Below are 26,300 nucleotides of genomic sequence, written 5' to 3'. Positions count from 1 at the left end.
TCGTGCATGCTGGCTCCGCTCGGGATAGTAGGTAACGGATGGTCGGGGTTCACGAGTGATTCCCCTCGGCTGTGGCGACCACTTCGAACTCTGTCCGGTGGGTCGGTGGACGGCCGATCAGCTCTGCCGCCCGGTTCGGTGGCAGGCGCCGATCGGCGGGAATGTCCCGGGCCCACCACATGACCGCGCCCCAACGGTTTCGCTCCCGGTCGACGATCCAGAGCTTCACGCGCAGTCCCTCGACCTCGCACCAGGTAGCGACCGAGCTCCACATGTCCTGTTCGAGCGACTCGATCGTCGCGCCGGAATCGGTCAGATCCCACCACGCGATGGTGACGGTCATCGGTCGAGCACCCCCCGGATCGAATCAGCGATCAGGCGCGGTCCATCGACAGTGAGCACCGACTCTGCATGAAACTGCATCGACGCGAAACGCGGGCCGCGCAAGGCGTACACCTCACCGGTCTCGGCGTTGTGGCTCACCTCGACCGGACCGATCCCGTCGACCTCGATCTTGTCCTGATCGCAGAAGGCCGCGAAGGTGTTGTAGAAGCCGACCCGCTCGCGGACACCGAACAGATCCACCTCCCGCGCCAGACCCTGGTTGGGCGGCTGCAGACGGCGCAGTTGGAGACCGAGCCGGATGCTGAGTATCTGGTGACTCAGGCATACCGCGAGCAGAGGCCGACGTGCCGCCAGCGCGGTGTCCATCGCCGACCGCAGGTGGGCGATCTTGGGGTGTGCGGCGATCTGCGGATCCCCGGGGCCTGGACCCAGCACGATCAGGTCGTACCTGCCTAGGTTGTAGGGCTCGTCAAAGCGCCGGATCTCCACCGCCAGCCCGAGCGACTCGAGTTGCGCGGCCAGCATCGCGGTGAAGGTGTCCTCGGCATCGATGATCAGGGCCGGCACACTCGGCAGTTTCGGTACCCCGCAGCTGAGAGGCTCGCGTCGTCCGATCCAGAAGCCGGAGATCCTCTCGTTGCGGCGCAACAACTCGTAACGGACCTCTGGGTGCGTCGCGAAATCGGTGGTGCCCGCCGGCGGCCCCAGCGCGTCGAGCAGACCGGCTACCTTGGCTCGGGTTTCGGCTGCCTCGGCCAATGGGTCGGAGTGGCGGACCAGGGTCGCGCCGACGTCGATTCGCATTCGGCCCGCAGCATCGATCTCGGCTGTGCGGATAAGGATTGAGGAGTCGAGCCGACGATCCCCCTGGGGGCCGCGGCCGATCAGTGCGACGACGCCGCTGTAATAGCGGCGACCTTGCGGCTCGTACCGCGCGATCACTCGGGCGGCACTCTCCAGCGGGCTGCCCGTGACCGTGGGAGCGAACATCGTCTCCCGCAAGATCTCCCGCACGTCCATATCGGTCCGGCCCTCGATCAGGTACTCCGTGTGCGCGACCCGTTTCATCTCCTTGAGGTCCGGGCCGAGTATCCGACCGCCGCCGGGACAGATCCGCGCCATCATCTTCAATTCCTCGTCGACGACCATGAACAGCTCGTCGATCTCCTTGCGGTCAGCGAGGAAGTCCAGGACGCCGTGGAGGGTAGGGCCACTGCTGGGGTACCGGTAGGTACCGCTGATCGGGTTCATTACAGCGGTCCCGTCGCGCAGCGAAACATGCCGCTCAGGTGTCGCGCCGATCAGCGACCTCTTCCCGTCATGGATGACGAAGGTCCAGTAGGCCTGCTGTTCGCGCTGCAGCAGCCGCCGGAAGAACGAAAGCGCGGCCTGCGGTGCCCAATCGCTGATGTCTGCCAGGAAGGATCGCTTGATGACGAAATTGGCGCCCTCGCCCGTGCCGATCTCGTCGTCGACGATTCGCCGGACCAGATCCGCGTAGGCGTCGTCGTCGAGATCGAAGTGCCCGCCGACCGGGACGGTCGGCGCATTCGGCAGGCGGGTGAGCGCGTCGGCGATCAGCACCTGGTCGTGGCTGCCGACGGTCATCACCAGCAGCGGCGTGCCGTCATTCGGCGCGTCGAAGCCGCGCTCGGCCAGCTGCTGATACGGCACGACCGCCAGCACGTCCCAGCCCTCGGCATCGCCGGGGAGCGGGATCTCCGACAACGATCCCACCTCGACCACGTCGCCGACCAGCACGTCGAGCATGCCCGGGTCGCCGCTTTCGGGCCGGCTGACGAGTGCGAAGGCGGATGTCTGCGCCGCAAGGATCCGGCCGAGCAGATCACAGTCGGCGGGCGCCGTCACTGGAGCACGTCTTCGGTCAGGACCACGGTCGCGCAGCACAGAGCCGCATACGCGAGTGTGCTGTGATGGTCGGCTTCGGTGAAATCACCGAGCGCGTCGGCGACCAGGAACGGCTGGATGTCGTGGCTGAACGCGTCCAGTGCCGTTGTCAGTACGCCGACGTGCGCGTACACGCCGGACACGATGAGCTGATCGCGTCCGGCTGAACGCATCCGCGCCAACAGATCGGAATTGTGGAACGCGCTGTATCGCCACTTGGTCAGCAACCAGTCGGAGGCCGCCGGCGCCAGCTCGGGGACCACCCCCCGCTCGCCGGGTTCCGTGCTCATGCCCGGTCCCCAGAAGTCCTTCAGCAGTCCCCGCTGCCGATCGGTCATCCCCCCAGGTTGTGCCGTGTAGGCGATCGGCACGTCGAGGTCGACACACCGCTTGCGCAGCAGTGCGGCGTTGTGCACCAGTTCGTCACGCAACGGCGACGCCAGAGGCTTTAGGAAGAACCTCTGCATGTCGTGCAGCAGGAGCACGGCACGTGCCGGATCGACGGTCCACTGCGCGACATTGACCGGCAGCGTCGTCCGGTTAGGCATCGGATACGAAGGGATCCGCGGGATTCCCGCCATCGAGTAACTCCTTCCTTCTCAGTTACCGGTCAGTTCGGTCGGCACAGCTCGGGCCGCACCGACTGGATCCACTGCTGTCGTCCACGCGGCGACCACCTCCGCGGCCTGGGTGGCGTTGAGCCGGGGGTCGCACAGGCTCGTCCAGCGTCCGTAACTCGGCTGTGCCTCGAACCCGTTGTCGACACACTCGAGCACGTCGTCCGGGGTCGTCTCAAGGTGCAGGCCACCGGCCATCCCGCCCGCCAGTTCAACCGCACGCCGGAAAGCGCGCACCTCCCGGATGATGGTGCTCACGTGCCGGGTCTTGCGTCCTTCAGGAGTGACCGTGTTGTTGCCGTGCATCGGATCGCAGAGCCAGATCACCGGGTGGTCGGCGGACCGTACGGCCGCGACGAGCTCTGGCAACTTGGTCGCGACGGCGTCGGCGCCCATCCGGGCGATGAGGGTGAGCCGACCGGGTTCCCTGTTCGGATCCAGGAGGTCGCACAGCAGCGTGATCTCACCGGCGCTGATGCTCGGGCCGACCTTGCAGGCGACCGGGTTGGACACCTGCGCGAGCAGAGCCACGTGCGGACCGTACAGCTGGCGGGTCCGCTCGCCGATCCACGGCCAATGGGTGGAACTCAGCCAGAGCCTGCCGTCGGAATGCTCCCGGACCAGGGGTTGCTCGTAGTCCAGCAGCAGGACCTCATGGCTGGTCCACACGGTCGGCTCGGCAGCCGGCGTACCCGACTGTGCTCCGGCCGGTCGCCAGCCCAGCCGTCCCATGATCTCTCCGGCCGCGCTGAAACCGGTGAGCATCCGCAATGGATCTGGTCGACGAGTCTCGGGATTCGGTTCGGGGCCGTTGACGAGGTGGCCACGATAGATCGGCAGCTCCATTCCGTCGATCGACTCGGTGTCCTTCGACCGGGGCTTGGCGAACTGGCCGGCGATCCGCCCGACCTTCAGGACGGGTACGCCGGTGGCGCACTCCAGCCTGCCCGCGAGCTGTTCGAGCAGTTCTGTCTTGGCAGCGACGTGTTCTGCGGTGCGGTCGGCCGGGTCCTCCGCACAGTCACCGACTTGCAGCACCAGCAGCTCGCCCCGGGCCGCTTCGGACAGTCGGCCGTGAAGCTCCTCCACGTCGGCGGGTCGGACGAGCGGGGGGCAGGTTGCCAGGAATTCGCGTGCCAACCGGACCTGCTCAGAGTTCTCCCAGATCGGCTGCTGAGGGCCGCGGCGCATTTCCGGGGCGAGGTTCTCTTCGAACAAATGATTCTCTGTCGGCTCAGCCACGGCTCGTGGCTGGTTCGCCGCGGACTCTGACACGGACGCGCCCGTGAGAAGACGACTCCGCTGCGGATTCACGTCGGGATTCCGTCACGTCGGATGGCTGGTATGGCGATGCCCAGGGCGCGGTACTGCTCGATCGGGTTCATGAATTCGCGCTGCTGCTTGATCTTCCCGTCCTCGAACAGGAAAGAGTGCAGGAAATGGTTGCGGTAGTGTCCGACCGGGTAACCGGGGAACACGATTCGGCCCTCGCCGTCGCACTCGACCCAGAACCGGTTCGGGTCCTGGGTGTCGAAGATCTCGACGTTGGTCCAGACCCAGTCGGGAAAGCACTGGAGCGACCAGACGCCGTGCTCACCGAGGCGGTCCCGGCCGCTTATCGCGATCGGTTGGCCGGTGTCGTTGGTCCAGAGGCCGCCGACGCCGTCTTCGGTGAACAGCAGATGGCGGCGCAACCGGTCTTCCCCACGGGTGGCCATGTAGGTCTCGACGATCGCGCGGTTGTGGCGGCGCACCTCGTCATCGGTCGGCGCCACATTTGCGGCGGGTTCGGTCTGGAACATGCTTGTACCTCCTACTGGTGGATGGGATTGGTCACGGTCCCGGTGGATTTCGGGACCGTGGCGGCGTGCTGAGAGCCCATGGATCTCAATCGAGATCCGGGCAGCACTGTGAGACTCGGTCGTGCCCGACCACGTGGGAATCAGCGGCGGCGCAGGTTTGTGGTAAGGACCCGGACGATCGTTCCCGGCCGCATGAGCGTGGTCGGGCGGCAGTCCAGGGCGTGTGAGAGCCTCTGTTGCCCACGTAGCGAGGTGGGAAGCTCGATGAAGCACTGGCGACACCGAAGCGCAATTGCACAACAGCTCAGTTGCGGCCCCACACGGGCAACGCCCGGCCCCCGCTTGGTGGCTATGACGCACCCGAGAACTTGGATGGGATGGCGCAGCATTTGGGGCGACATGCTGTCCAGTCGGATGATTGAGTCGCTGCGATGCAAGATTCCTGTTCTGTCGATCCTCGGAAACGCCGACTATCCGCGGGCGCCGTCCGGGTGCCTCCGATAAGCACGTGATGGCCGCGCAGACGCGGTGGGGTCCGGGGCACCAATGTCCCGGACGCCACCGCCGAGTGGGTACGCAATCGGGTCTGCTGTCAGAACGCGGCCTCGTCCAGTTCCATGATGTCGTTGTCAAGTTTGGACAGTGCGATTCGAACAGCGGTCACCTTCGGCAAGATGTTGCGCGCGAAGAACTGGGCGACTGCGATCTTGCCCTGATAGAACGCTGTGTCCGGATATGTCTTCGTCGAGTCCAGGTGTGCCAGGGTGATTTCGGCTGAGACCAGTAGCCGCCAGCCGATGAGCAGGTCACCGACGGCGAGCAGCAACCGCACCGAGGCCAGGCCGATCTTGTACAGTTCGCTCGGCTGTTCCTGGGCGCCCTCTGAATCTGTTTCGCGACGTGACTCAGTGCGACGCCGCGGTCGCGGGCAATCTTGCGGAAGAAGAAGTCATGCACCTGGATGGGGGTGGTGCCCTCGTACAGCCAGTCGATCTTCGCGTCTCGGATGTACTGCACGATCGGATAATCCTGCAGATACCCCGAGCCACCGAAGGTTTGCAGCGATTCGGTCAGGTACTGGTAGGCGCGCTCCGAGCCGACGCCCTTGACGATCGGCAGCAGCAGATCGTTGACTCGCGCGGCCAACTCGGCGTCGGCCCCTGACACCTGCTGTGCCATCTGGGGGTCTTGGTGGGCGGCGGTGAAGAGGTAGACCGCGCGCAGGCCCTCGGCGTAGGCCTTCTGCGTCATCAGGGAACGGGCGACGTCTGGGTGGGCGATGATCGGCACCCGCGGTGCGGTTTTGTCGGTCATCTGGGTCAGATCCGCGCCCTGCACGTGCTGTTTGGCGTAGTCGCGCGCATGCAGGTAGCCGGTTGACAGGGTCGCGATGGCCTTGGTGCCCACCATCATGCGGGCGTGCTCGATGATCCGGAACATCTGCGCGATCCCGTTGCCGAGGTCCCCGACCAGCCAGCCCTTGGCCGGGATGCTGTGGCCGCCGAAGGTCAGCTCGGCGGTGGCCGAGACCTTCAGGCCCATCTTGTGCTCGACGCCTGTGACGAACACGCCGTTGCGTTCCCCGAGTTCGCCGGTCTGATGGTCGAAGTGGAACTTCGGCACGAAGAACAGTGGCAGTCCCTTGGTGCCCGGTCCCGCGCCCTCGGGGCGGGCCAGCAACAAGTGGACGATGTTCGGGAACAGGTCGTCGGAGTCGGCCGAGCTGATGAATCGCTTCACCCCTTCCAGATGCCAGGACCCGTCGGGCTGTTCGATTGCTTTGGTGCGGGCGAACCCGACGTCGGAACCGGCATCGGCCTCGGTGAGCACCATTGTTCCGCCCCAGCCGTTTTCGACCGCAGTCCGCACCGACCGCTGCTGCTGCGGGGAGCCGCCATGGAAGAACACGCTTGCCGCACTCGGCCCGAGGGCGTAGATGAACGCGGCGGGCAGAGCGCCGAGGATCAGTTCGGCCATTGCCCAGTACACCGTCCGCGGCACCGGTACTCCCCCGAGTTCGGCAGGCATACCGATTCGTTCCCAGCCTGATTCGCGCAGCGCGCGGTAGCTGCGTTTGAACGACTCAGGCAGGAGGACCCGATGGGTGTCGGGGTCGAATACCGGTGGGTGGCGGTCGGCGTCGGCGAACGAGTCGCTGAGTGGGCCTTCGGCCACCCGGCGCAGTTGGTCGAGCATCTGTCGTACAGTTGCGCTGTGGAGGTCGCCGTAGGCGCCGGAATCGAGCAGTGTGTCCAGCCCGAGTATGTCGAAGAGATTGAACTCGAGGTCTCGGACGTTGCTTCGGTAATGTCCCATCGTCTTTCCGCTCACACGTCGAGTTCGATGTCACTGATCGGGTAGGCGACACACGAGTGCGTGTATCCGAACTGAGCATCCGAGAGCCGCATTTTGGCTTCTTCGGCAGTGTGTACCTCGCCCTTGACGATCCGTACCCGGCACAGGCTGCACTCACCGGAGCGGCACGCGGCTTCGGGACGGATTCCGTTGTCTTCCAGAGCGTCCAGCAACGGCCGGTCGCGCCGGGTCTGGAACGAGTTGGCGCCGACGGTCACGGTGACCTCCTCGTCTGGGTCGGCATCAGCGGGCCAGTGCGGTTGGGTGGTCGGATCGCTGGGGGCTCCGTTGGCCTCGAAGCGAATTCGCTTGCGTGGATGGCCCAAGGCGGAGAGTTGGTCGAGGACGTAGGGGTAGAGCGCCTGCGGACCACAGACGTACACCATGCGGCCGTCGAGTCCGCCGGCCAGCGTGCTGATGGTTTCGGCGGTGAGGAAACCGGTGGGTCCGGTCCAATCGGGGTGGGGTTCGGCGACGACATGGTCGACGCGGACGCCTGGGTGCTCGGCCGCGAGGCCGTCGAGTTCGGCGCGGAAGATGACGTCGGAGGCCGAGCGGGAGCCGTAGATCAGGTGGAAGGTGCGGTCCGAGCCATGATCGACGATCTCGCGGATCATGCTCATCGCAGGGGCGACGCCGGAACCGCCCGCGAAGAACACCACGTCGTCGCCGTGGAAGAGCGGGTTGTGGTGAAAGGTGCCCATCGGACCGGTGGTGATCAGGCTCCTGCCGACTTTCAGGGTGTCGAGCAGCAGATTGCTGATCCGGCCACCCGGCACCCGCCGCACGGTGAGGTCGTAATGGTGCAGGTGCGCGGGGCTCGAGGAGATCGCGAAAGGTCGGCTGGTGCCGTCGATGAATACGTTGATGTATTGGCCGGCCAGAAACGGTGGCAGTCGGGTTATGTACGGGCCTGCGAGCCGGAATGTCTTGGTGGTCGGAGTTTCATCGATGATCTTGACGACAGTCAGTTCGAGTCGTCGTGGGTGGTAGGTGTCGATCGTGCGCTTGGTTTCGGTGGTGTAGTCGCGGGTGTCGGGGATGCGGGCGTCGATCTCGGCGAGGATGGTCTCGGCGCCGTCGAATCGGTCAACGAGGGGATGCTTCATCGTGTGCTCCGTTCAGGCAGCTTTGGCGCGTAGCAGGCGGCGGGCGACGCGGGCGCCGGCTTCGAGGGTGGGTTGGAATCCGCCGATACCCGCCCAGGAACCGGCCAGATGCAGTCCGGGGACATGGGGTTGACGTTCGCTGTCGCGGAACAGCCACCCTTCGGTGGCGTCCTGGTCGTAGCCGTAGATAGCGCCGCCGGGGTGGCCGAGATAGCGCATCATCGTCAACGGCGTTGCGACATCGACCTCTTCGATGGCATCGCGAATACCGGGGGTGACGGTCTCGCAGAGGTCGAGAAGGGTTTCCGCGTAGGCGAATTTGGTGCGCGCGTACTCCTCGGCGGCCACGTTGCGCCAGATATCGGCGTACTGCAACGTCATCAGGCTGACATGCGTGGATCCCGATGGCGCGAATCCGATCGGAGCCACGTCGTAGGAGGTGACGCAGATACCGCGGGCGGGTTCGAACGAGCGCCACGCGTTGTAGGTGCGGTCGTCGTCGGTGTCCATGTTGACGAAGGTGGTGCTGGTGGTGAAGCCCAGTTCGGCGGGGCTGGCATCCAAGCCCATGTGCAAAACGAATCCCGACACGCCAATGCGCCTGGTGGCTAGGTCCTCTCGCACCGCAGCCGGCAGGTCGATGCCCTCGAGCATGCCGTAGGTGATCGGCAGCGACGCATTCGAGATCACATCAGGGGCGGTCACTTCCGAGCCGTCCTCGAGCAATACCCCGAGTACCCGTCCGCTCTCGGTGAGAATCTTCTCGACAGCGGTGTTGAACCGCACCTCGCCACCGGCCTGCAGGAAGGCGTCGAGGATCGCCATCGACATCGCCTGGGACCCGCCGCGCACGTGCCAGGGCTTGAATTCGAGGTACGCGAACAGTGTCAACGCCAGATCCTGGAACCGCAGCTTCGACGGCGGTTGCCCGAGATAGCACCAGTAGGCGCCCAGCGCGAGTTTGATCCGGTCATCATCGAAGTGCTCATCCAGCACGTCCTTCAACGGCCGCAGGCCTTGCTTGAACAGCACCGGGTCGATCTGCCCCGCGGGCATGCCGCGCATGCCCGCGATCTGCCAGAAGGTGACCGCCTTGATCAGGTCGAAGAACGCGACCACCCGGGCGCGGTTGCCGGGGAACTGGGCATCGATCGCATCGGCCGCGCCCTCCCAGTCCGCGGGCAGGGTCAGATCGACCTGCCCTGGGATCACCGCCCGATAGATGTCTTCCTCCCGGACGAATTCCAACTTGTCAGCGATGCCGAGCTGGGTGAACAGCCCCTCCCGCAACGAGTACGGCTGACCTTCGACACCGACTCCGGACAACTGATGCAGTGCCACTTCGAATTCGAAACGCCCACGCCGGAACGAGGTTCCGCAACCGCCGGGAAGGTTGTGCCGCTCCAGCAGCAGGGTCCGCGCACCAGCGCGCTGCAAGGTCGCCGCGGCGGTCAGCCCGGCATTGCCCGCACCGATGACGATCGCGTCGTAGTCGCTCATGCGCCCGCTCCCTGGGTCGCGATCGCGGCGGTGGCATCACGCTGAATCCGCTCGAACTGCTCCCCCATCGCGGCCGCCAATGCCGTGGCCGCCGAGAGCGGGCGCACCATGACCATGAAGTCATCGATCTTGCCGTCGGCGTCGAAGTGCAGGAAATCGCACCCGGTGAGCTGCTTTCCATCGACGGTGGCCTCGAAGACGAACGCGTGGTCACGACCGCCCGCATCCGCGATCTCCCGCACATAGCGGAAGTCCTCGAACACCCGGCCGACCCCACGCAGGATCGCCGCGGTGATCGCCTTGCCCGGATACGGCTTGAACGCCACCGGACTGGTGAACACCACCTTGAACACCACATTGTCGGCCAGCAGCGCCTCGATCGCAGCCTCGTCTCGTGCCTCGACAGCCGCGCGGAATGGATGCATACCCCAACCTCACATACTATATTTGTTGAATAGGTGCATCAAACACTATCTAGTGCAGCTGTAGATGTCCAGACGCTAGACAAATTATTGATTAGTCACAGAAGTGGTAACGTGGGTGTATGGCGCTACGAAATGCGGTGCTGGCCGCGCTGTTGGAGGGTGAGGCTTCCGGTTATGACCTGGTCAAGGGCTTCGACGCCTCGGTGGCCAACTTCTGGATGGCCACACCTCAGCAGCTGTATCGAGAGCTCGAGCGAATGGCGGCCGAAGGGATCATCGAGACTCGGGTCGTACAGCAGGAACGCCGCCCGAACAAAGGCCTGCACTCCCTCACTCCGGCAGGACGCGCGGCTTTGCACGAGTTCATCGCCGAGTCCGCGAACCCCACCGCCATCCGCGACGAATTGATGGTCAAGGCGCAGGGGATGGCCATCGAGGACATCCCGGCCATACGTGCTCAGCTCGCCGAGCGAATGGATTAAGCCAAAGCCAAACTGGCCCGCTATGATGCCAACGTGGCCGAAGGCGCTGGTGAGTCGGCTCGGCCAGTCAACGTCCGCTCCAGCGGATCGACGACCTCATCGCAGGTCCGACCGTCGAGCAGTTAGCCTTCGACCTGTTGCGCCGGTTCCGGCAGCCCGGCGATCTGGCGCACGGTGTCAGGGGTATTTGTTCGGGTTGTTCGGGGTGTGGTGGCCGAAATCGTGTTGCCGCCAGTGCTTTCTCTCCGCTTTGATGCCGTGTCTCGATAGGAAGCCCAGCAGTCGGTGACCATCGACATCTGTGTTGCACTCCAGGCCGTCTCGAATGTATGTACGAGACGTGGAGTTGATCTTCTTTTCGTCCGCGGGGTGGGAGTCCTGGGATGTCCAGCGGCGGCCGGTCATCCCGAACGGTATGCCTGTCCCTCGTCGATGACGACTTGGTATTCGAGGATGGGGCCGGTGCGCGGCCGTCGACGATGGTGAATCGGTGGCTGCGTGAGTTGCCTTCGAGTGGTTGTCCGGCGCCGTCGTCGTGGGAGTCGTATGCGCGGGTGTTGCGGTCGTGGATGGAGTTCCTGGGCGAGTTCGGCGTGGACCTGTTCGATGAGCGGCGCCCGCTCACGGACGCGTTGAGTGTAATGCGGTGCACCGGGCGTGTGGCCCGATCGATGCTCGCTTCGAGGTGACAACCTGGGATCGGCATGTCAGCGTTCTGGCCGCTTTCTACCGGTGGGCGGTCGACGAGGGGCACTCTCGGGCCGAACCGTTCACCTACACACAAGCCAAAACTATTTACGGAGAACAGGTTCGGGAGGTCCGCAAGAATCTGGCGATGCGCCGCCGTCCGAAGGCGCATGTGACGATCAAGTATCTGGAACGCGATTTCGAGGCGTTGTTCCTCAAAGCCTTGGCGGGTCTGACGCCCGACGGTGCAGAAGACACCAGCTACCGCGGTCGCGAACTCGCCCGCAACGCCGCGATCGGGCGCCTCGGTCTGGCGACGGGGTTACGTCGCCAGGAGTTCACCTTTCTGCTGGTGCCGGAAATCCCTGCGCTGCCGCCGGATCCGTCGGCGTTGCCGATCCCGGCCCGGGTGCCGGCTGGGGTGACGAAGGGGCGAAAGTTCCGCACGACCTGGATCACCTATCAGCCGTTGGCCGAGGTGCATCGCTATCTCGACCTGGCTCGTCCGCTCGCGGTCGAGGGTTCGACGTGGCGGCCTCCGGCACGTTCGGGTGATCCGTTGTTGGTCAGCGAGGTCGGGCCGGTAGGTGGCCGAGTGAATGGCAAGCGGGTGCGGTGGGCGGCGCTTCGCCCGGCCGAGCGGCTGCGTCTGGTCGCGCCGGATGGCGGGTCGATGCTGGTCGCAGTGCGTGGTGATGGTGGACCGTTCACGGCGTGGGCAACGGTTTTCGATCGTGCCTCCGGTCGCATCCGGCAGCGGATCGAGCCTCGGTTTCCCACGGTCAACCCGCACCGGCTACGTCATTCGTTCGCCATCCGGACACTGGAGATGCTGGTCGAGGGCTACTACACCCAGGCGGCGAAGCTGGTGCGCGACACCGATGCCGATGCGGCGCTAGCGTTGTATCTGTCCAAATCCGACCCGTTGATGGTGTTGCGGGATCTGCTCGGACCATGAACGCTCGGCCACCATCGAATTCATCGATGCCGAGGCGAAGATTCTGGCCATCGGCCGCTACGACACCGACACCCCACCTATGCCGAAATACTCACTGCTGCCCAGGGTTTCGCAGATCTTCGTGTTCGGGTGCCGCGCCACGACCTCTGCGGCCGTCCGTTCCCGCCGCTCGGCCATGGCAGTGATCACTGGCCCGTCGGCGAGTGCGGTGTTGTCGGGCTGTTGCGCGCGGTCATGGATTGGTCTCGACGTCAACCAGGGCGAGCCGGGCATAATGATGCGCGGCGGCCAACTGTTGAAGCAGCGCCTCCCAATCCGGGCGACTCGCCTCCAACCTTCTTCCCGATGACAATTCCCGATGAATCCGCAACAAGATCTTCGCGGCCTCGGCTGCACACCATGCAGCATCGAGAATCCGCGCCCCCACCGATACCTCCGCCGATGAGTGCGACTGAACAGCCGCGATCCGATCGGCCAACCAAAACGCCTCGAAGATCGCTTGCTCTGCCACGTTCTCATTGGCAAGCTGCACATTCCTCGGGCTGGCCGCAGCTGCCCTCGCCTCGAGCATCGCCATATCCGAGGCCGACACGATCGACTGCCGGGTTATAGCACCCGCGAAGCGATACAACAGACCGGCCGTCATGGCATGGTCGAGATCGTTGTCACGCAACTCGTAGAACCGTCGCCACTGCACCTCCGCCCGGGTCGTAATCGACTCCATACCAAGCATCGACAGCGCCGCCACGAGTTGAGCGGTCGTGATCACCGGTTGATCGGTCACGGATCGAAAGTCACCTTATTTGTAAGAGGAATATGGCCATCTCAGAACGCAACAAGAAGATTAATCGACTTGTTGATTAGTTGCTTAATACCTTAATTGAGTCGGTCCAAATATTGGCAAACTATATGAATAGTCACAACGATTTGTATCTACCCTAATTGTCGACCACAACAAGGAGGTTGTCCCGAGCGCAGGCCCGTCGCTCTCCCTAGAGCGAGGCGATGATGTCGGCGTATTTCTCGGCGATCGACCTACGTTTGAGTTTCATCGTCGGGGTCAACTCCTCACCACGCCGCTCCCAGGTGACCGCCAGGACCACGAACTTCTTCACCTGCTCCACGCGGGCCAGCTTCGTGTTGGCCCCCGCACACACCGACGTCGATGGCGGCTAGCACCTGCGGATCGGCAGCGAGTCGAGCCGGCGTGACGTCGAGGTCGTTGCCTGCCTCGGTCGGCAGGCCCATCGGCTGGTCGGTGAAGGCGTCGTGCAGTCCGTCGTTGACCGACGCCGACCGGCGGCGGTTCGAGCCACTCGAACTCACCCTGCTGCTCTCAGCGGCCCTGGACGCCTTCGACTCGCGAGGCGGGTGAAGGCGGCCGCGTCCGCCAGCGCCGACCCCCGGCAGCAGTTCGTCGATGTCATCGAGACGATTGGGTTGCACATCGCGCACCGCACACGCGTGACCGCCCTCGATCCGGAGCTGCGGCATGCCGCCGGAGAATCGCAAACGCTATATGGCGCACCGCAAGAAAATCGAGACCCTGCCCACCGAGATCATCGGCACGGGCGTGCGCACCGGCGCCTTCACCGCGACCGACCCCTGCCGAGGCGGCACGCGCCCTGCTCGGCATGTGCCAGTCCATCGCCCGCTGGTACAAGCCCGACGGCCCGCTGCCACCGCGGGAACTGGCCGCGCGCTGCGTCGATATTGCGCTGGCCGCCGGGGCTGAACGGACAGCCCGCTGTGGACTGACACCGAGGTGAAGGCGCCTGCTCGGCCGCGTGTACGGAGTTACAAAGCACAGCGGCCCGCAGCCCATCGAGGACTGCTTCTTCGACCGTGCGAGGTCGTCGAGGATTTCGTGGGTGACTGGTCATTGGGTGGCGGGCACCATCGCCGTAGTGTGAGGCCGCGGTAGCCATTTCGGCAAGGGTCGTCGCGTTGCTGGCGACAAAGGCGCCGTACTGGTTCGAGATTCTTGCGTACGATGCCGTCCGCGCCGGTCAGAGCGGCGTCCAACGCCAGCTCTGAGCCGCCACATCGCCCAGCACCTCTTCTGGTGTACTTCTTCGAATTCGAAGGCAAATTCCGAGGGCGTACCGACCCGAAGGGTGTCCCCCGTGTTCAGCAGCGGGAGTGCGCACGTCGTATTCGGTATGCGACAGGTTTCCTTATAGTCGGTCAAGCTCAGTGCCGAAGGTATCGCTGCGATCACCGATGTGCCCGGACCTCGGTGCACTGTCCGCGACAGGGTACAGGAGCCGGCTCCGAGAAATTCCCTAATCGACTGCGCCGGAACAACTTACACGCTTATACTGCTCGCCCAGGTCTGCGGGCAACCGATCGCCCAGATGAGGCACTCAGTGCGCCGGACGGCGGATGCTGCCGAGCCGGCCGGATCGGCAGCACTTCCGGGGCGGCGCGACCGGCACCCTTCAGAACCTTGAGTACCGGTGCGCTGGACACCGATTGGATCGCACTGATACTGCCCAACTGATGCGTCAGGTAGTGGTGCAAGTGTGCAGGATCGTTGCACAGGGCGGTTGCCAGCAGATTCGTCGGACCTGTGGTGGCTGCCACGAACTGAAGTTCACTGTGGCCCGGCAAGTCTGGTTGCTACTTCGACGAGATGCGCCGGAGCCACCGACAGCCACAGCATGGCCTGAGTCATCACTCCGAGTGCTCGGCTATCGATCTCGATGTCAAAGAAGAGAGCCTTGCTGGCGCGAAGCCGCGCCAGGCGGCGTGCGACGGTCGCCGCCGTCCAACCCGTGGCCACGGCGAGCACGGAATAGTCAGCGCGACCATCGTGCTGCAGAACCTTCAGCAAATCCAGGTCTGTATCGGTGACCGTCTGACGTGGTTGCTCCCGGTCGAGGCCGAAGTGGTTGGGTGGTCGGAGTTGGCGCTGTTGTTCCTCGGTGAGGGTGTCGATGGCCCATTGCCGACTGGTGGGTCGGCCGAGGTAGGTATGCAGCAGACAGTGCGCGGAAATGGAATTGATCTCCGCGGTCCGCAGGAGGTCCCGCAGCAGGAGCGGATGACCGGTTGCCGCTGTCGCCGTGCCGACGATCGTGGTGATCTCAGTACCACCCGACATGAGCTTGACCCAGGACGTATCGGGCCGCTTTGCCAATGCATGCGCCAGGGGGTGTGCCGACACCGGGCTTGCAACCACCCGGAGCAGCCATTGGGTCTCACCGAAGCAGTGCGGGTCGGCGACGCCAACGACGCGTAAAGAGACCTCCCGGCGGAGCCTTTGATAGCGGCGGGCGATAGTCTGCGGAGAAGTCTCCAGCACAGCGGCAATCCGGTTGAAGGGTGCTCGGCCGTCCACTCGCAGGGCTTGGATCAGGCTGCGGTCCAACTCATCGAGCGCATTCAATCCTTCACGAAACACGGTATCCCCTCGGACGTTCATGCATTTCCGGAACTACAGTCGGAAAACCAATTCCAGGCGCCCTGGCTGCGATAACCGATTCGATGGCCTCGGCGGGATACGGCTTGAAGGCCACCGGGCTGCTGAACACGACCTCGTCTTCCAGGCGCGCCTCGATGTCAGCTTCGTCACGAGCGTCCACGGCTGTTCGGAAGGAATACATATCCACCCAATTAGTCAACTAGTTGAATAGTCAGCTTGAGACGATAGCGGACCGCGTCCAGAGGCTCGAGCCGAGACAACCGTAAACACTGGCGACCAGGCCCCGGGTTCCAGGAACATCCGCGAAAAGAGTGGCGCTAAGGAAGTACCGCAGGCAAATGAACCATTCACTCAGCACCAGCTGCGCATTCGGCGTTGTCGCGCGCCGGCGAGGATGGCGCGTTCACCCCGATGCTGATGAAGATCTCCGGGCACATCTCGATCCGCAGCCTCGGGAAGAACGCCGGCCGTCGGCCGAGGCGCTGGCACCGGGCGTGCCGAGACCGACCCACCGCGCGGGGCCTCCTGTGAGGGTCGGAGTTCTGAAGTAAGTGGTCGACCTGACAGGCGGGGCAGGCAAACCGGCTTCGGCGGTGCGGTCGTGGGAGGCGCCGACCGCGCGGTGCTGACCGCGCTGAATCGCCGCGACAGGACGCACGAGAACAACCGGCGGCCTTGGCCTTTAGGCGAGTGGCTCCGTGGCCTCCGGCCATGGAGCCTCCGCAAAAACCTCATGCCGTCGCCCTCGCGAAGGTGGGCCTCGAGGAACTGGCGAGCCACAAACCGTATGCCCAGCGCCAGCTCAGGCGGTGGCGGGGCAATAAGAACTGTCCAAGACCCGGGAGCTGCCCGTACTGGACGATCTCGCCGGCCGCCTCAGCGCCGCTATTCCCGAGCAACGCGAGATCACCTGATGCACGGCGACTTTCACCTGCCGAGTCTGATCACTGCGCGGGAGATCGGCCGTCACGGCGGTGCTGGACTGGGAACTGTCCACGCTGGATGCGCCGCGCGCGTATATGGGCAGCCTGCTCCCAGGCCGAGTAGACGTGACAGCTGGAGAGACCAGCGCGGGCGCGGTGTTTCGCGCGGTGCTCGAGCAATGGACGGCGCCGCGGAGCGTGATCGCCCGTCGCCATCGCGGGGGCGCATCGGCTGACCACCACCGCCGATGCCCGCCTCATCGTCGTGATCGGTGACGGCCACCTGTTCCAAATTGGCTGCATCCCGGACCTTCTCGCGATCGAGAACCCGTATCGCAGGCTCGGGTCTATTGACACCCCCACGATGCCCGAGGAAGGTCGACTACAGCGCCAGCGATGCCGCATCCCCGCAGAGCACCCGAACACAGGTCCGCCGTGAACTGCTGATCGCCGCTGATGTCGGCGTGAATTGGCGTCGCAGGCGCCACCGAAATGGCGAGCATTAAGCGGCCCCAACAGCGGCTGCTGCTGATTGCAGGGTTCCCGGCCTTCGTCGCAGGTTCGCTTTGTTTGCCCGAATCAAACATGCGACTCCGGCGATAGGCTCAGAGGTTCACCACAACGATTCCGAGATGATCGCCATTGATCACCTCACGCACGGCCTTGGGACCGAGTTCGATGCCTTGAAGACACACATGGGGGACGGTGAGCTCGCCGGACTGCAACCACTCCTTGAAACGCTGATTCCATACGCCACGACGATTCACCTCGTCGTCGGCGTGGAACCCGCACATGACGATCCGCTTGAGGATGAGCGGGAACGAATCCAGGACCACAGGTGCTGTCAGCCCGCTGCCTTCCGGTTCCATCTGGCCCGACAGGCCGCCGATGAGCAGGAAACGAGCTCCGGGCCGTGCAACCTCGACCGCCGCCTGCAACTGCTCACCGCCAACAGAATCGAAGACCAGATCGATGCCATCCGGTGCCGCCTGCGCGAGTTGCTCGGCCATGGGGATGCCCGCGGAGCGGACCACTGCGGCACTATAACCGAACTCCTTGACCAAGCGATCGGCCTTCTCTCGGGTTCCAGTGCTGCCGACGACCCGACCTGCGCCGAGCAGCCGGGCAATCTGTCCAGCCATCGAGCCGATCGCGCCGGCCCCGCTGGTGACGAACACCGTGTCACCCGGGCGCACGCCGAATCCGCTACTGAGCGGGGCATAAGCAGTCCACCCCTGGGAGAGGTGGGCCACGAGCGGCAGCGACGGATTCACGATGGTGCATTCCGCCAGCGGCACGGCCGCATATTCGCGCCACCCGCGCCAATGGGTTACGAGATCTCCCGGGCGCACCTGGCTGCCCGGGGGAGCTTGGACAACCTCGCCGACCGCAGCCCCGGCCAGCGGGTCGCCAACACGGATCTGCGGGAAGGGTGTCCAGTCGGCAGCGACATCGATCAGCATCCGCAGGGTGGAACCCACATGGAAACAATGGTTGCGTACGAGTGCCTCGCCAGCGCCTGGAACTGGAACTGAAACCTCGACGACCTCGAAGTTCTCCGGTTCGGGCAGGCCAGCCAGAACGGACTTCAACCGGACTTCGCGATGCGTCGACGGAATTTCGGACATTGATAGCCTTCCCTCGGGGCCCGGGGAGCATTCGCTTATTAGGCGAAATGCCTGCTCTCGCCGGTGCAAATGACGTGTATATGCTGGCGCGCCCTGCCTCCGAATACGAGCGGCAAGACACCCTCTTGCGGATATGTTCCATCGATGACCGGCGGGGCAGAGATTTGATACGAAGTTGCACCTCGAGGCCTGGATAACCTCCGCCCCATACCGGCGGCGGGGTCAGCGCAGCTACCAACATTCCTATGGCGCCGGGCAGGGATCGGGTATCCGTCGAGCGGACTGCGGCCGTCCTCGAGTGCCTGCATGGTCTCCGTCAGCGCGGCGATGCCAGTGAGCAACGAGTACGGTCCGCTGGACCATTCCTCACCGAGCAGGGGCGAATCGGCGGGCAGCCCTTTGATGCTGGCGGCGGTGTCAACCCATCGCTGCGCATGCGCTGCGGTATTGGCGTGCAACTGTTCGAGAAGGTTACGACGTTCCCGTAACGCGGTTCGACCCCAGGCCTTTTCGCCTTTCGCCAGGGTGGCGATCGCGGCGTCGATCGATGACGTTTCTGTGGTGCTCATTGAGGCGATCCTTCGTGTCGGAGACGATTCATCGGCGCAGTGAGGCCGGCTCGGGCGGCGGCAGATGCACCGAGATTCCGGAGCTGGCCGGAATGCGCAAGCCCAGCTCGCCCAGCACGCTCGACAAGCGGATGCGTTCTCGTGTGAGTCACACGTCGATTTCGATGTCGCTTATGGGTAGGCGACGCAGGAGTGGGTGTAGCCGAAGTCGGCGTCCGACAGCCGCAGCGCGGCTTCTTCAGCGGCGTGGACATCGCCTTTGACGATGCGGACGCGGCACAGGCTGCATTCACCCGAGCGGCACGCCGCTTCCGGCCGGATCCCATTGTCCTCCAACGCATCCAGCAGCGGACGGTTTCACGGTGTGCGGAAGCTGGTGGCCCCGACGGTGACGGTCACCTCGTCGGTAGGAGCGACCCCCGCGGGCCAATGTGATTGCGCGGTGGGGTCGGCGGGAGCGCCATTGGCCTCGAATCGGATTCGTCGACGCGGATGCCCGAGCGCGGTCAGCTGTGCCAGCGCGTAGGGATAGAGAGCCTGCGGCCCGCAGACGTAGACCATACGCGAATTCAGTTGACCGACAATGGCGGTGATGGTGTCGGCGGTGAGCAGGCCGGTGGGTCCGGTCCAGCCGGGGGCGGGTTCGCTGATGACGTGATCGACCCGGATACCGGGATGCAGGGCACCAAGGCGGTCGAGTTCGTCGATGAAGAGGATGTCGGCGGTATTGCGGGAGCCGTAGATGAGGTGGAAGCTCCGGTCCAGGCCGTGGTCGACGATATCGCGGATCATGCTGATAGCCGGAGCGACTCCGGAGCCACCGGCCAGAAACACCAGGTCGTCGCCGTGGAAAAGCGGGTTGTGGTGGAAAGTTCCCATCGGCCCGGTGGTAGTGAGGACGTCACCGATGCCGATGGTGTCGATCAACAGATTGCTGATCCGTCCACCCGCGACACGGCGCACGGTGAGGTCGTAGTGGTCGAGGCGGGCCGGGCTCGATGAGATCGCGAACGGGCGGCTGGTACCATCGACGAACAGGTTGACATATTGGCCGGCCAGAAACGGCGGCAGCGGGGAGCCGTCGGGACGAACCAGCCGAAACGTCTTGCTGGACACGGTCTCGTCGATGATCGCGGTGACCGTCAGCACCAGCCGAGCCGGGTGGTAGGTGTCGATGATCGACCGAGTCCGGGCGGAGTGATCACCCGTATCCGGTTCACGCGCGTCGATCTCCGCCAGAATCTCTGTGGCTCCGTCGAATCGGTCGGCGAGGGGGTGGGTTGTCATAGCATTTCTCCAGAGTCAGGCGGCTTTACGCAGCAGGCGGCGCGCGACGCGCGCCCCAGCTTCGAGGGTGGGCTGAAAGCCGCCGAGGCCCGCCCAGGATCCAGCGAGATGTAGGCCGGGAACGCCAGTTTCGCCTTCGCTGTTGCGGAACAGCCACCCTTCGGTGGCATCCTGGTCGTAGCCCGTAGATCGCACCACCGGGGTGACCGAGGTAGCGCATCATCGTCAACGGAGTCGCGACGTCGATTTCTTCGATGACGCCTCGGGTCCCTGGGGTAACGTGCTCGACCAGATCGAGCAGCGTCTGCGCATAGGCGAATTTGGTACGCGCGTAATCGGCGGGTGCGACCTTGTGCCAGATGTCTGCGTATTGCAACGTCATCAGGCTGATGTGGCTGGCTCCCGAAGGCGCGAATCCGATCGGGGCGACGTCATAGCAGGAGACGCAGATGCCGCGGGCCGGTTCGAACGTACGCCATGAGCGGTAGGTGCGCTCGTCGTCGGTATCGACGTTGACAAAGGTTGTGCTGGTGGTGAATCCGAGCTCGGCGGGTGTGGCGTCCAGACCCATGTGCAGCACGAATCCGGACACGCCGAGGCGGCGGGTCGCCATATCGGCACGTACGGCGGCGGGGATTTCGAGTCCGTCGAGCATGCCGTAGGTAACCGGCAGCGACGTGTTGGACACCACATCTGGGGCGGTGATCTCGGTGCCGTCGGCGAGCCGCACACCGCGGACTTTCCCGTGATCAGTGAGGATGGTCGCAACGGCGGTGTTGAAGCGGACCTCCCCGCCGGCCTGCAGAAAAGCGTCCAAAATCGCGGTGGACATCGCCTGCGAGCCGCTGCGCACGTGCCAGGGCTTGTACTCGAGGTAGGCGAACAGGGTCAGCGCCAGATCCTGGAAGGGCAGCTTCGACGGCGGCTGCCCGAGATAGGTCCAGTACGGCGCCAATGCGGCTTTGATCCGCCCATCATCGAAGAACTCGTCGAGCACGTCCCGCGCCGGGCGCAACCCGTAGCTGAACAGCAGCGAATCGATCCGGTCGGCGGGCATCCCGCGCATCGCGGCGACCTGCCAGAACGTGATCTGCTTGACCAGGTCGAAGAACTTCGCAACGCGGTCGCGGCTACCAGGGAAGGCTGCCTCGAGGGCCTCTATTGCGCCGTCCCAGTCAGCAGGCAAGCTGACGTCCAGCGTGCCGGGGATCACGGTGCGGTACAGGTCGTGTTCCTGCACGAATTCGAACTGTCGGCGATGCCCAACTGCCGGAACAGACCCTCGCGCAACGACATCGGCTGCCCGTCGATCCCGACACCGGACAGTTGGTGTAGCGCGACCTCGAATTCGAAGCGACCGCGCCGAAAGGAGGTGCCGCACCCACCGGGCACGTTGTGGCGCTCCACCAGCAGAGTGCGAGCCCCGGCTCGTTGCAGGGTCGCCGCCGCAGTGAGCCCGGCGTTGCCCGCACCGACCACGATGACGTCGTAGTCACTCATCCTTGCACCGCTTCCCCCCGCAGTTGCTCCACGGCTTCGGCCTTGATGCGCTCGAACTGCGCCCCCATCGCCTCGGCCAGCGAGGCGGCCGCCGACAACGGCCGCACCATCACCATGAAGTCGTCGATCTTGCCCTCGGCGTCGAAGTGCAGGAAGTCGCAGCCGGTGAGCTTCTTGCCCGCCACCGTGGCTTCGAACACGAACGCGTGGTCGCGCCCGTCGACGTCGGCGATCTCTCGCACGTAGCGGAAGTCCTCGAACACCCGCATCACCCCGCGCAGGATCGCCCCTGTGATCGCCTTGCCGGGATAGGGCTTGAACGCGACCGGGCTGGTGAATACCACGTTGTCGGACAGCAATGCCTCGATCGCAGCCTCATCGCGCGCCTCGACCGCTCGACGGAAGGGATGCACACCCACCTCCATAATCAACTTGTTGAATAAGTGTCTCGCACGCTACCCCGCACCGAACGCTTAGTCAACAAGTTCAGTAATCGCATTGAGTGCTAACATGTAGCAATGGCGTTACGCAACGCGGTGCTGGCCGCTCTACTGGACGGCGAGTCGTCGGGATACGACCTGGCCAAGGGGTTCGACGCGTCGGTGGCCAACTTCTGGATGGCCACGCCGCAGCAGCTCTATCGCGAACTGGATCGCATGGCTGCAGAGGGGTTAATTCAAGCACGGCTGATCCAACAGGACCGCCGCCCCAACAAACGCCTGTACTCGCTGACCGACCAGGGACGCGAAGCGTTGTGCGCCTTCGTTGCCCAACCACCCAAGCCGGGCGCGATCCGTGAAGAGATGATGGTCCAGATCCAAGCCATGGACGCCGGCGACCTCGACATGGTCCGCGCTACGGTCGCCGAACGCCTGGACTCGGCGAAAGCCAAACTTGCCCGCTACCAACGACTGCAAGACCGCCTGCTGGCCGGGCGGGACGAGGACACCTATCTCGCCGAGGCCGAGCGCGTCGGCCCGTACCTTACCCTGCTACGCGGAATCGCCTTCGAACAAGAAAACATCCACTGGGGCGAACGTGTCCTCACCGTCATCGATACGCGATCAGCACGCGCTCGGAGCTGACAAAGGCCGCGCCCTCCATGGCGCCAGAGCGCGACCGCGCAGGTCAGGCAGGGGTGCGACGGTCGGTGTCGCGCGCCCGTAGGTCCTTACGCAGGATCTTGCCGGTAATCGATTTCGGAATGGCGTCGAGGAATTCGACGCGGCGGATCTTCTTGTGCGGCGCCACCCGGCCCGCAACGAAGGCCATCACGTCCGCCCCACCCAGGTCCGCACCCGGCTGGCGGACGACGTACGCCTTCGGGATCTCCTGCCCGTCGGCATCGGTCACTCCGATCACTGCGGCATCAGCAATTAGCGGGTGCGTCAGCAGTAGCGCTTCCAGCTCGGCGGGTGGGACCTGATAACCCTTGTGTTTGATCAACTCCTTGACCCGGTCGACGATGTAGACCACACCATTGCTGTCCACGACGGCGATGTCACCGGTGCGCAGGAACCCTTGATCGTCGAACACCTCGGCCGTAGCGGCCTCGTTGCCGAGATAGCCCACCATGATGTTCGGGCCCTTACAGCACAGCTCCCCCGATGCGCTCAACCCCTCTATCGGAAAAGGGATTTCGACACCCGTGGGGGTGTCTACCAGCTTGCACCGCATGTTGGGGAGGGTGAGGCCGACCGAGCCGAGTGGGATGTCGTCGCGGTCCTCGGGGATGCCGTGGCTGGCCGGACTCATCTCCGTCATCCCGTACCCTTGCCGCACCCGGCTCCCGAGTCGGTCGGCTACCGCCCGGCCGAGTTGCTCGTCCAATGCCGCCGCCCCTGACAGCACGAGCCGGACGCTGGATAGGTCGTACTCGTCGACCAACGGGCTCTTGGCCAGGGCCACCGCGATCGGCGGGGCGATGGGCAGATGCGTACAGCGGTGCGTGGCGGCAATACGCAGGAATTCGGCCAGATCGAACCGGATCATGGTCACAAGAGTGGCGCGTCGCCGCAACGCTCCATTGAGCAAAAGGGTCAGCCCGTAGATGTGAAAGAACGGCAGCACGGCCAACATCCGATCATCGCGGCCGAGACTGGTCTGCGGCTCGATCTGGCACAGATTCGCCACCAGATTCCGGTGAGTCAGCATGACCCCCTTCGGATTACCAGTCGTGCCCGACGAATACGGCAGCACCGCAAGGTGCTTTGCCGGATCGAAGACCAGCGTCGGCGCGGGCAATGACTCGCTGAGCAGATCCGCCAGCGACTCGTGGCCTTGCGCGCCATCGAGCACGATCACCCGCTCGGCCGCGATCCCCGCGGACCGGGCAGCAGCCAACGCCGACGGCAGCAACAGCGAAACGGTGAACATGAACCGGGCACGGGAATCGGCGAGCTGTCGACTGAGTTCCTCGGCGGTGGCCAGCGGATGCATTGTGGTCGCCGTCCCACCGGCCCGCAAGATACCGTGCAGCACCGCCGCGAACGCGGGCATGTTCGGCACATGCACCGCCGCTACATCACCCACCCGCAAACCGCGCGCAGCCAAAGCTCCGGCCACGGTATCGATCTGGCCGATCAACTCGCCGAACGACACCACCGCCCCGGTGGATCCCTCGATCAGCGCGGGCCGGTCCAGGTCATCGGACGCCAATCCACCGAACAGGTACTCGTACACGCTCACGTTCGGAATCTCTACATCGGGATACGGGCTCGTGAAGCTCATCGGCTTTGTCCTCGCGATCGTTTGTCGACCAGCGATCGACGCACCCGCCAACCGCTGGTGTGGTCCACATCTCGCAGCAACTGTACAGTCGACAATGTAATTAATCAAAATGTTGTATACTACGAATAGGAAGTGTGCATCGTCCGGGACCTCCCGTTCGAGGTGGGATGCAAGCAGCTCGCGCCGTGGCGCGACTCGCACGATCGGCCGGAAGGACCGGAACAACCCAGGGGTGGAAGGAGTCGACGATGACAGTGAGCGAGGCAATGAGAATGGGGCTCACCGTATCCGGCAGGCCGATGTCCGCACCACTACAGGACGTCCGGATGGTAGCCAGGCAGATGGTTGCGCACTTCGTGGACAATGTCGTGCCCTGCGCCACGCTGCCCGGTGACATCATTGCCGGCGATGTCACCGCCGCCACCCGCGTCTGCCTGGAACTGTCGGTCAGCATGCTCGACGGGAAGGACGTTACGGCGAAGACCGACCGGCTCGCCGAGGCAGCCGCCGGGTGGGCCCGCGAAGGGGTCCCGATCGACACGATCCTGCATTCCATCCACGAAGGATTCAAACTCGGCATGGACCTGGTCGTGGCGAATGCGACGGTCGAGGACTACGACACTGTGGTGGACGCTGCCAAACTGGTGGTGGAAATGCTCGACACAATGAGCTCCACAGCCGCGCGCTCCTACGTTAGAGAGCACAAGGCGGTTGTCAGCGAGCACCACAATGCGGTGCACACCCCCACCTCCGCGCTGCTGAGCGGGCACCCCACCTCGACCATGGCCCGCGAATGCGGAATCGATATCGCCGACGCATATTCCGTTGTGGCACTGGTGATTCCCAAGCACCCGGACGAACGACATCCGATGCTCGACGGCAAGGTCGTCGCGCGTCGCAAACTCCGCCGCCTACAGGCCGAACTTGCAACCCGCTGTGGTGAGCAAGCGCTCGCGATGCTCAGCGTGGACGGCGGGACGATTCTCATCCCGACCACGAGACCAGCGTCTCAGGCCCTCGACAAACTCGTCGCCCAACTCTCGGCGGCCGCGCACGTACCGGTGACCGCAGCCGTTGTCACCGCGCCGGTGGTCGATGTGCCCGAGGCCGCCGTTCGCGCCCACGAGGTACTCGACATGGTGGCGCGGTTGAAATGTGTCCCCGGACTTTATCGGTTCGAGGATATGGCACTGGAATACCAACTGACCCGGCCGGGGCCCGGCCGGGACATTCTCGGGTCGCTGCTGGATCCCCTCGACGCCCACTCCGAATTGCTCGAAACCCTGCAGGTCCACATCCGCAACAACCTCAATCGCCAGCGCACCGCACGCGTCCTGCACATCCATACCAACACCGTCGACTACCGATTGCGACGCATAGGTCAGCTCACCGGCCTCGATCCGACCGTGACGTCGGGTCTGTGGCGGCTTCGTTCGGCTCTCATCGCCCGGACGTTCGGTTAGCGGATGAGGTCCTGGCGGGACACCGCGACCCGGTACTGGTCCGGGAGCGTCGAGAAGTACGCGTACGTCCACGTCGACGTACAGGTGCATCCAACGCGCAGTCGGGGCGGGTACCACCTTCGCGGGTGGGTTTGGACCACTGGCCGCACACCGGCCGGCCGCCGGGGCCAAGACACGGTGTAGCCCGGCGAGTCCTGTGATGCGCCGAGGAAGAACAACACGTTCATCAGGGCGGCGGCGGTAACCCGCTGTCGGCCAGTGCGAGTTTCTTTACCAGGATCGTGGATCACCTCGAGTCGGCCGGAGGCGAGTGGTTCGGTGTTGTTCTTCTCGGCCAGTGCCACCATGTCGGTCGACGGCGGTCGCCCGGCATCCGGATCGCAAGGCGCAAGTGATGAACATTCCGCCGCCACAGCCTGTTGCAACGAGATGGTCGGTGAGGTGAGCCAAAGTACGTCGTCGACGACACTTGCGGCTCCGCCGCCGAACCAATCCGCAGCGCGGAAGAGTTGGCATACATCATTTTCACTTCGGGACCGACAAGCGGACGCGAGGGGTCTGTCCAGTAAACGGCTCTGTCGCACT

General features: G+C 64.5%; 26 protein-coding genes and 3 pseudogenes. 7 read left to right on the top strand and 22 right to left on the bottom strand.

The annotated features are described in order from the left end of the window. Nucleotides 1–49 precede the first annotated feature (49 nt). From ACHQ4I_RS08650 to ACHQ4I_RS08610, 9 genes and pseudogenes are all read right to left on the bottom strand, one after another. Nucleotides 50–343: a hypothetical protein gene (locus tag ACHQ4I_RS08650; protein ID WP_420771174.1), complete on the bottom strand. Its 294-nt coding sequence runs from the start codon at nucleotides 341–343 to the stop codon at nucleotides 50–52. After that, nucleotides 340–2,214 (bottom strand): anthranilate synthase family protein, encoded by a 1,875-nt coding sequence (locus ACHQ4I_RS08645; RefSeq protein WP_420771173.1) that lies wholly within the window; start codon nucleotides 2,212–2,214, stop codon nucleotides 340–342. Before ACHQ4I_RS08645 ends, ACHQ4I_RS08650 begins: the two co-directional genes overlap by 4 nt. Continuing rightward, on the bottom strand, nucleotides 2,211–2,834 hold the full coding sequence (locus ACHQ4I_RS08640) for an isochorismatase family protein (protein WP_420771172.1): 624 nt from the start codon (nucleotides 2,832–2,834) through the stop codon (nucleotides 2,211–2,213). Before ACHQ4I_RS08640 ends, ACHQ4I_RS08645 begins: the two co-directional genes overlap by 4 nt. An 18-nt stretch (nucleotides 2,835–2,852) precedes the next feature. Next, complete coding sequence (locus ACHQ4I_RS08635) at nucleotides 2,853–4,061, bottom strand: 3-deoxy-7-phosphoheptulonate synthase (protein WP_420771213.1); 1,209 nt, start codon at nucleotides 4,059–4,061, stop codon at nucleotides 2,853–2,855. A gap of 119 nt (nucleotides 4,062–4,180) precedes the next feature. Further along, nucleotides 4,181–4,672 (bottom strand): PhzA/PhzB family protein, encoded by a 492-nt coding sequence (locus ACHQ4I_RS08630; protein WP_420771171.1) that lies wholly within the window; start codon nucleotides 4,670–4,672, stop codon nucleotides 4,181–4,183. A gap of 592 nt (nucleotides 4,673–5,264) precedes the next feature. After that, nucleotides 5,265–6,988 (bottom strand): annotated as a pseudogene (locus ACHQ4I_RS08625) (acyl-CoA dehydrogenase). An 11-nt stretch (nucleotides 6,989–6,999) separates the two neighbouring features. Then, nucleotides 7,000–8,136 carry a 2Fe-2S iron-sulfur cluster-binding protein gene (locus ACHQ4I_RS08620; RefSeq protein ID WP_420771170.1) on the bottom strand — a complete coding sequence of 379 codons (1,137 nt, stop codon included), beginning with the start codon at nucleotides 8,134–8,136 and terminating at the stop codon, nucleotides 7,000–7,002. Between the two features lie 12 nt (nucleotides 8,137–8,148). Next, nucleotides 8,149–9,636, bottom strand: a complete 1,488-nt coding sequence (locus tag ACHQ4I_RS08615) for a phytoene desaturase family protein (RefSeq protein ID WP_420771169.1) — start codon at nucleotides 9,634–9,636, stop codon at nucleotides 8,149–8,151. Next, nucleotides 9,633–10,061, bottom strand: a complete 429-nt coding sequence (locus ACHQ4I_RS08610; protein WP_420771168.1) for a nuclear transport factor 2 family protein — start codon at nucleotides 10,059–10,061, stop codon at nucleotides 9,633–9,635. Before ACHQ4I_RS08610 ends, ACHQ4I_RS08615 begins: the two co-directional genes overlap by 4 nt. Nucleotides 10,062–10,180: 119 nt before the next feature. On the opposite strand from ACHQ4I_RS08610, the pseudogene ACHQ4I_RS08605 reads away from it, so the two are divergent. Further along, a pseudogene (locus ACHQ4I_RS08605) lies at nucleotides 10,181–10,540 on the top strand (PadR family transcriptional regulator); the annotation flags it as partial. A gap of 688 nt (nucleotides 10,541–11,228) precedes the next feature. Next, entirely contained in the window at nucleotides 11,229–12,188 is a 960-nt protein-coding gene (locus tag ACHQ4I_RS08600) for a hypothetical protein (RefSeq protein ID WP_420771167.1), read from the top strand. Between the two features lie 232 nt (nucleotides 12,189–12,420). Here the strand turns inward: ACHQ4I_RS08600 and ACHQ4I_RS08595 are convergent, their stop codons facing one another. Together ACHQ4I_RS08595 and ACHQ4I_RS08590 are read right to left on the bottom strand one after the other, a co-directional pair. Next, on the bottom strand, nucleotides 12,421–12,972 hold the full coding sequence (locus ACHQ4I_RS08595; RefSeq protein WP_420771166.1) for a hypothetical protein: 552 nt from the start codon (nucleotides 12,970–12,972) through the stop codon (nucleotides 12,421–12,423). A gap of 208 nt (nucleotides 12,973–13,180) precedes the next feature. Next, complete coding sequence (locus ACHQ4I_RS08590) at nucleotides 13,181–13,312, bottom strand: hypothetical protein (RefSeq protein ID WP_420771165.1); 132 nt, start codon at nucleotides 13,310–13,312, stop codon at nucleotides 13,181–13,183. An 83-nt stretch (nucleotides 13,313–13,395) separates the two neighbouring features. On the opposite strand from ACHQ4I_RS08590, the gene ACHQ4I_RS08585 reads away from it, so the two are divergent. Both ACHQ4I_RS08585 and ACHQ4I_RS08580 read left to right on the top strand, forming a co-directional pair. Continuing rightward, nucleotides 13,396–13,563, top strand: coding sequence for a hypothetical protein (locus ACHQ4I_RS08585; RefSeq protein WP_420771164.1), 168 nt, complete (start codon nucleotides 13,396–13,398; stop codon nucleotides 13,561–13,563). Between the two features lie 259 nt (nucleotides 13,564–13,822). Further along, nucleotides 13,823–13,957, top strand: coding sequence for a TetR-type transcription factor C-terminal domain-containing protein (locus tag ACHQ4I_RS08580; protein WP_420771163.1), 135 nt, complete (start codon nucleotides 13,823–13,825; stop codon nucleotides 13,955–13,957). Between the two features lie 547 nt (nucleotides 13,958–14,504). On the opposite strand, the gene ACHQ4I_RS08575 is transcribed toward ACHQ4I_RS08580, so the two are convergent. Genes ACHQ4I_RS08575 through ACHQ4I_RS08565 form a run of 3 tightly spaced genes read right to left on the bottom strand, consistent with a single transcriptional unit; the run spans nucleotide 14,505 to nucleotide 15,802 of the window. Beyond that, nucleotides 14,505–14,774 (bottom strand): hypothetical protein, encoded by a 270-nt coding sequence (locus tag ACHQ4I_RS08575; protein WP_420771162.1) that lies wholly within the window; start codon nucleotides 14,772–14,774, stop codon nucleotides 14,505–14,507. Between the two features lie 10 nt (nucleotides 14,775–14,784). Then, on the bottom strand, nucleotides 14,785–15,594 hold the full coding sequence (locus ACHQ4I_RS08570) for an Lrp/AsnC family transcriptional regulator (RefSeq protein ID WP_420771161.1): 810 nt from the start codon (nucleotides 15,592–15,594) through the stop codon (nucleotides 14,785–14,787). After that, nucleotides 15,584–15,802, bottom strand: coding sequence for a hypothetical protein (locus ACHQ4I_RS08565; protein ID WP_420771160.1), 219 nt, complete (start codon nucleotides 15,800–15,802; stop codon nucleotides 15,584–15,586). The genes ACHQ4I_RS08570 and ACHQ4I_RS08565 overlap by 11 nt, the downstream gene beginning before the upstream one ends. A gap of 539 nt (nucleotides 15,803–16,341) precedes the next feature. Here ACHQ4I_RS08565 and ACHQ4I_RS08560 point away from each other — a divergent pair. Further along, nucleotides 16,342–16,649 (top strand): annotated as a pseudogene (locus ACHQ4I_RS08560) (phosphotransferase); the annotation flags it as partial. A 494-nt stretch (nucleotides 16,650–17,143) separates the two neighbouring features. Here the strand turns inward: ACHQ4I_RS08560 and ACHQ4I_RS08555 are convergent. The 7 genes from ACHQ4I_RS08555 to ACHQ4I_RS08525 form a co-directional block, all read right to left on the bottom strand. After that, nucleotides 17,144–18,166, bottom strand: a complete 1,023-nt coding sequence (locus ACHQ4I_RS08555; RefSeq protein WP_420771159.1) for an MDR family NADP-dependent oxidoreductase — start codon at nucleotides 18,164–18,166, stop codon at nucleotides 17,144–17,146. A gap of 38 nt (nucleotides 18,167–18,204) precedes the next feature. Then, entirely contained in the window at nucleotides 18,205–18,735 is a 531-nt protein-coding gene (locus ACHQ4I_RS08550; RefSeq protein WP_420771158.1) for a hypothetical protein, read from the bottom strand. 171 nt (nucleotides 18,736–18,906) lie between these two features. Then, nucleotides 18,907–19,071: a 2Fe-2S iron-sulfur cluster-binding protein gene (locus ACHQ4I_RS08545; protein ID WP_420771157.1), complete on the bottom strand. Its 165-nt coding sequence runs from the start codon at nucleotides 19,069–19,071 to the stop codon at nucleotides 18,907–18,909. Between the two features lie 21 nt (nucleotides 19,072–19,092). Beyond that, nucleotides 19,093–20,022, bottom strand: a complete 930-nt coding sequence (locus tag ACHQ4I_RS08540) for a ferredoxin reductase (protein WP_420771156.1) — start codon at nucleotides 20,020–20,022, stop codon at nucleotides 19,093–19,095. A 25-nt stretch (nucleotides 20,023–20,047) separates the two neighbouring features. Continuing rightward, nucleotides 20,048–21,262, bottom strand: a complete 1,215-nt coding sequence (locus ACHQ4I_RS08535) for a phytoene desaturase family protein (RefSeq protein WP_420771155.1) — start codon at nucleotides 21,260–21,262, stop codon at nucleotides 20,048–20,050. Continuing rightward, nucleotides 21,232–21,522: an FAD-dependent oxidoreductase gene (locus ACHQ4I_RS08530; protein ID WP_420771154.1), complete on the bottom strand. Its 291-nt coding sequence runs from the start codon at nucleotides 21,520–21,522 to the stop codon at nucleotides 21,232–21,234. Before ACHQ4I_RS08530 ends, ACHQ4I_RS08535 begins: the two co-directional genes overlap by 31 nt. Continuing rightward, nucleotides 21,519–21,935, bottom strand: a complete 417-nt coding sequence (locus ACHQ4I_RS08525) for a nuclear transport factor 2 family protein (RefSeq protein ID WP_420771212.1) — start codon at nucleotides 21,933–21,935, stop codon at nucleotides 21,519–21,521. Before ACHQ4I_RS08525 ends, ACHQ4I_RS08530 begins: the two co-directional genes overlap by 4 nt. 105 nt (nucleotides 21,936–22,040) lie before the next feature. Here ACHQ4I_RS08525 and ACHQ4I_RS08520 point away from each other — a divergent pair, with 105 nt between their 5' ends. Next, nucleotides 22,041–22,607 carry a PadR family transcriptional regulator gene (locus tag ACHQ4I_RS08520; RefSeq protein WP_420771153.1) on the top strand — a complete coding sequence of 189 codons (567 nt, stop codon included), beginning with the start codon at nucleotides 22,041–22,043 and terminating at the stop codon, nucleotides 22,605–22,607. A gap of 43 nt (nucleotides 22,608–22,650) precedes the next feature. Here ACHQ4I_RS08520 and ACHQ4I_RS08515 read toward each other — a convergent pair whose 3' ends face one another. Further along, on the bottom strand, nucleotides 22,651–24,252 hold the full coding sequence (locus tag ACHQ4I_RS08515; RefSeq protein WP_420771152.1) for an AMP-binding protein: 1,602 nt from the start codon (nucleotides 24,250–24,252) through the stop codon (nucleotides 22,651–22,653). Between the two features lie 248 nt (nucleotides 24,253–24,500). Between ACHQ4I_RS08515 and ACHQ4I_RS08510 the strand changes: the two genes are divergently transcribed. Continuing rightward, nucleotides 24,501–25,715, top strand: coding sequence for a PucR family transcriptional regulator (locus ACHQ4I_RS08510; RefSeq protein ID WP_420771151.1), 1,215 nt, complete (start codon nucleotides 24,501–24,503; stop codon nucleotides 25,713–25,715). Nucleotides 25,716–26,300 lie beyond the last annotated feature (585 nt).

Origin of the sequence: Nocardia nepalensis, from assembly GCF_048910785.1 — a bacterium.
GTDB lineage: Bacteria > Actinomycetota > Actinomycetes > Mycobacteriales > Mycobacteriaceae > Nocardia > Nocardia nepalensis.
Note: the sequence above shows the minus strand (reverse complement) of the source record. Positions and strands in the feature narration are given on the sequence as shown.

Excerpts from the sequence above, each read along its gene's own strand:
- ACHQ4I_RS08650 (WP_420771174.1), bottom strand. The coding sequence starts at position 343 with ATGACCGTCACCATCGCGTGGTGGGATCTGACCGATTCCGGCGCGACG.
- ACHQ4I_RS08640 (WP_420771172.1), bottom strand. The coding sequence starts at position 2,834 with ATGGCGGGAATCCCGCGGATCCCTTCGTATCCGATGCCTAACCGGACG.
- ACHQ4I_RS08635 (WP_420771213.1), bottom strand. The coding sequence starts at position 4,061 with ATGCGCCGCGGCCCTCAGCAGCCGATCTGGGAGAACTCTGAGCAGGTC.
- ACHQ4I_RS08630 (WP_420771171.1), bottom strand. The coding sequence starts at position 4,672 with ATGTTCCAGACCGAACCCGCCGCAAATGTGGCGCCGACCGATGACGAG.
- ACHQ4I_RS08620 (WP_420771170.1), bottom strand. The coding sequence starts at position 8,136 with ATGAAGCATCCCCTCGTTGACCGATTCGACGGCGCCGAGACCATCCTC.
- ACHQ4I_RS08615 (WP_420771169.1), bottom strand. The coding sequence starts at position 9,636 with ATGAGCGACTACGACGCGATCGTCATCGGTGCGGGCAATGCCGGGCTG.
- ACHQ4I_RS08610 (WP_420771168.1), bottom strand. The coding sequence starts at position 10,061 with ATGCATCCATTCCGCGCGGCTGTCGAGGCACGAGACGAGGCTGCGATC.
- ACHQ4I_RS08580 (WP_420771163.1), top strand. The coding sequence starts at position 13,823 with ATGTGCCAGTCCATCGCCCGCTGGTACAAGCCCGACGGCCCGCTGCCA.
- ACHQ4I_RS08555 (WP_420771159.1), bottom strand. The coding sequence starts at position 18,166 with ATGTCCGAAATTCCGTCGACGCATCGCGAAGTCCGGTTGAAGTCCGTT.
- ACHQ4I_RS08550 (WP_420771158.1), bottom strand. The coding sequence starts at position 18,735 with ATGAGCACCACAGAAACGTCATCGATCGACGCCGCGATCGCCACCCTG.
- ACHQ4I_RS08540 (WP_420771156.1), bottom strand. The coding sequence starts at position 20,022 with ATGACAACCCACCCCCTCGCCGACCGATTCGACGGAGCCACAGAGATT.
- ACHQ4I_RS08530 (WP_420771154.1), bottom strand. The coding sequence starts at position 21,522 with ATGAGTGACTACGACGTCATCGTGGTCGGTGCGGGCAACGCCGGGCTC.
- ACHQ4I_RS08520 (WP_420771153.1), top strand. The coding sequence starts at position 22,041 with ATGGCGTTACGCAACGCGGTGCTGGCCGCTCTACTGGACGGCGAGTCG.
- ACHQ4I_RS08515 (WP_420771152.1), bottom strand. The coding sequence starts at position 24,252 with ATGAGCTTCACGAGCCCGTATCCCGATGTAGAGATTCCGAACGTGAGC.
- ACHQ4I_RS08510 (WP_420771151.1), top strand. The coding sequence starts at position 24,501 with ATGACAGTGAGCGAGGCAATGAGAATGGGGCTCACCGTATCCGGCAGG.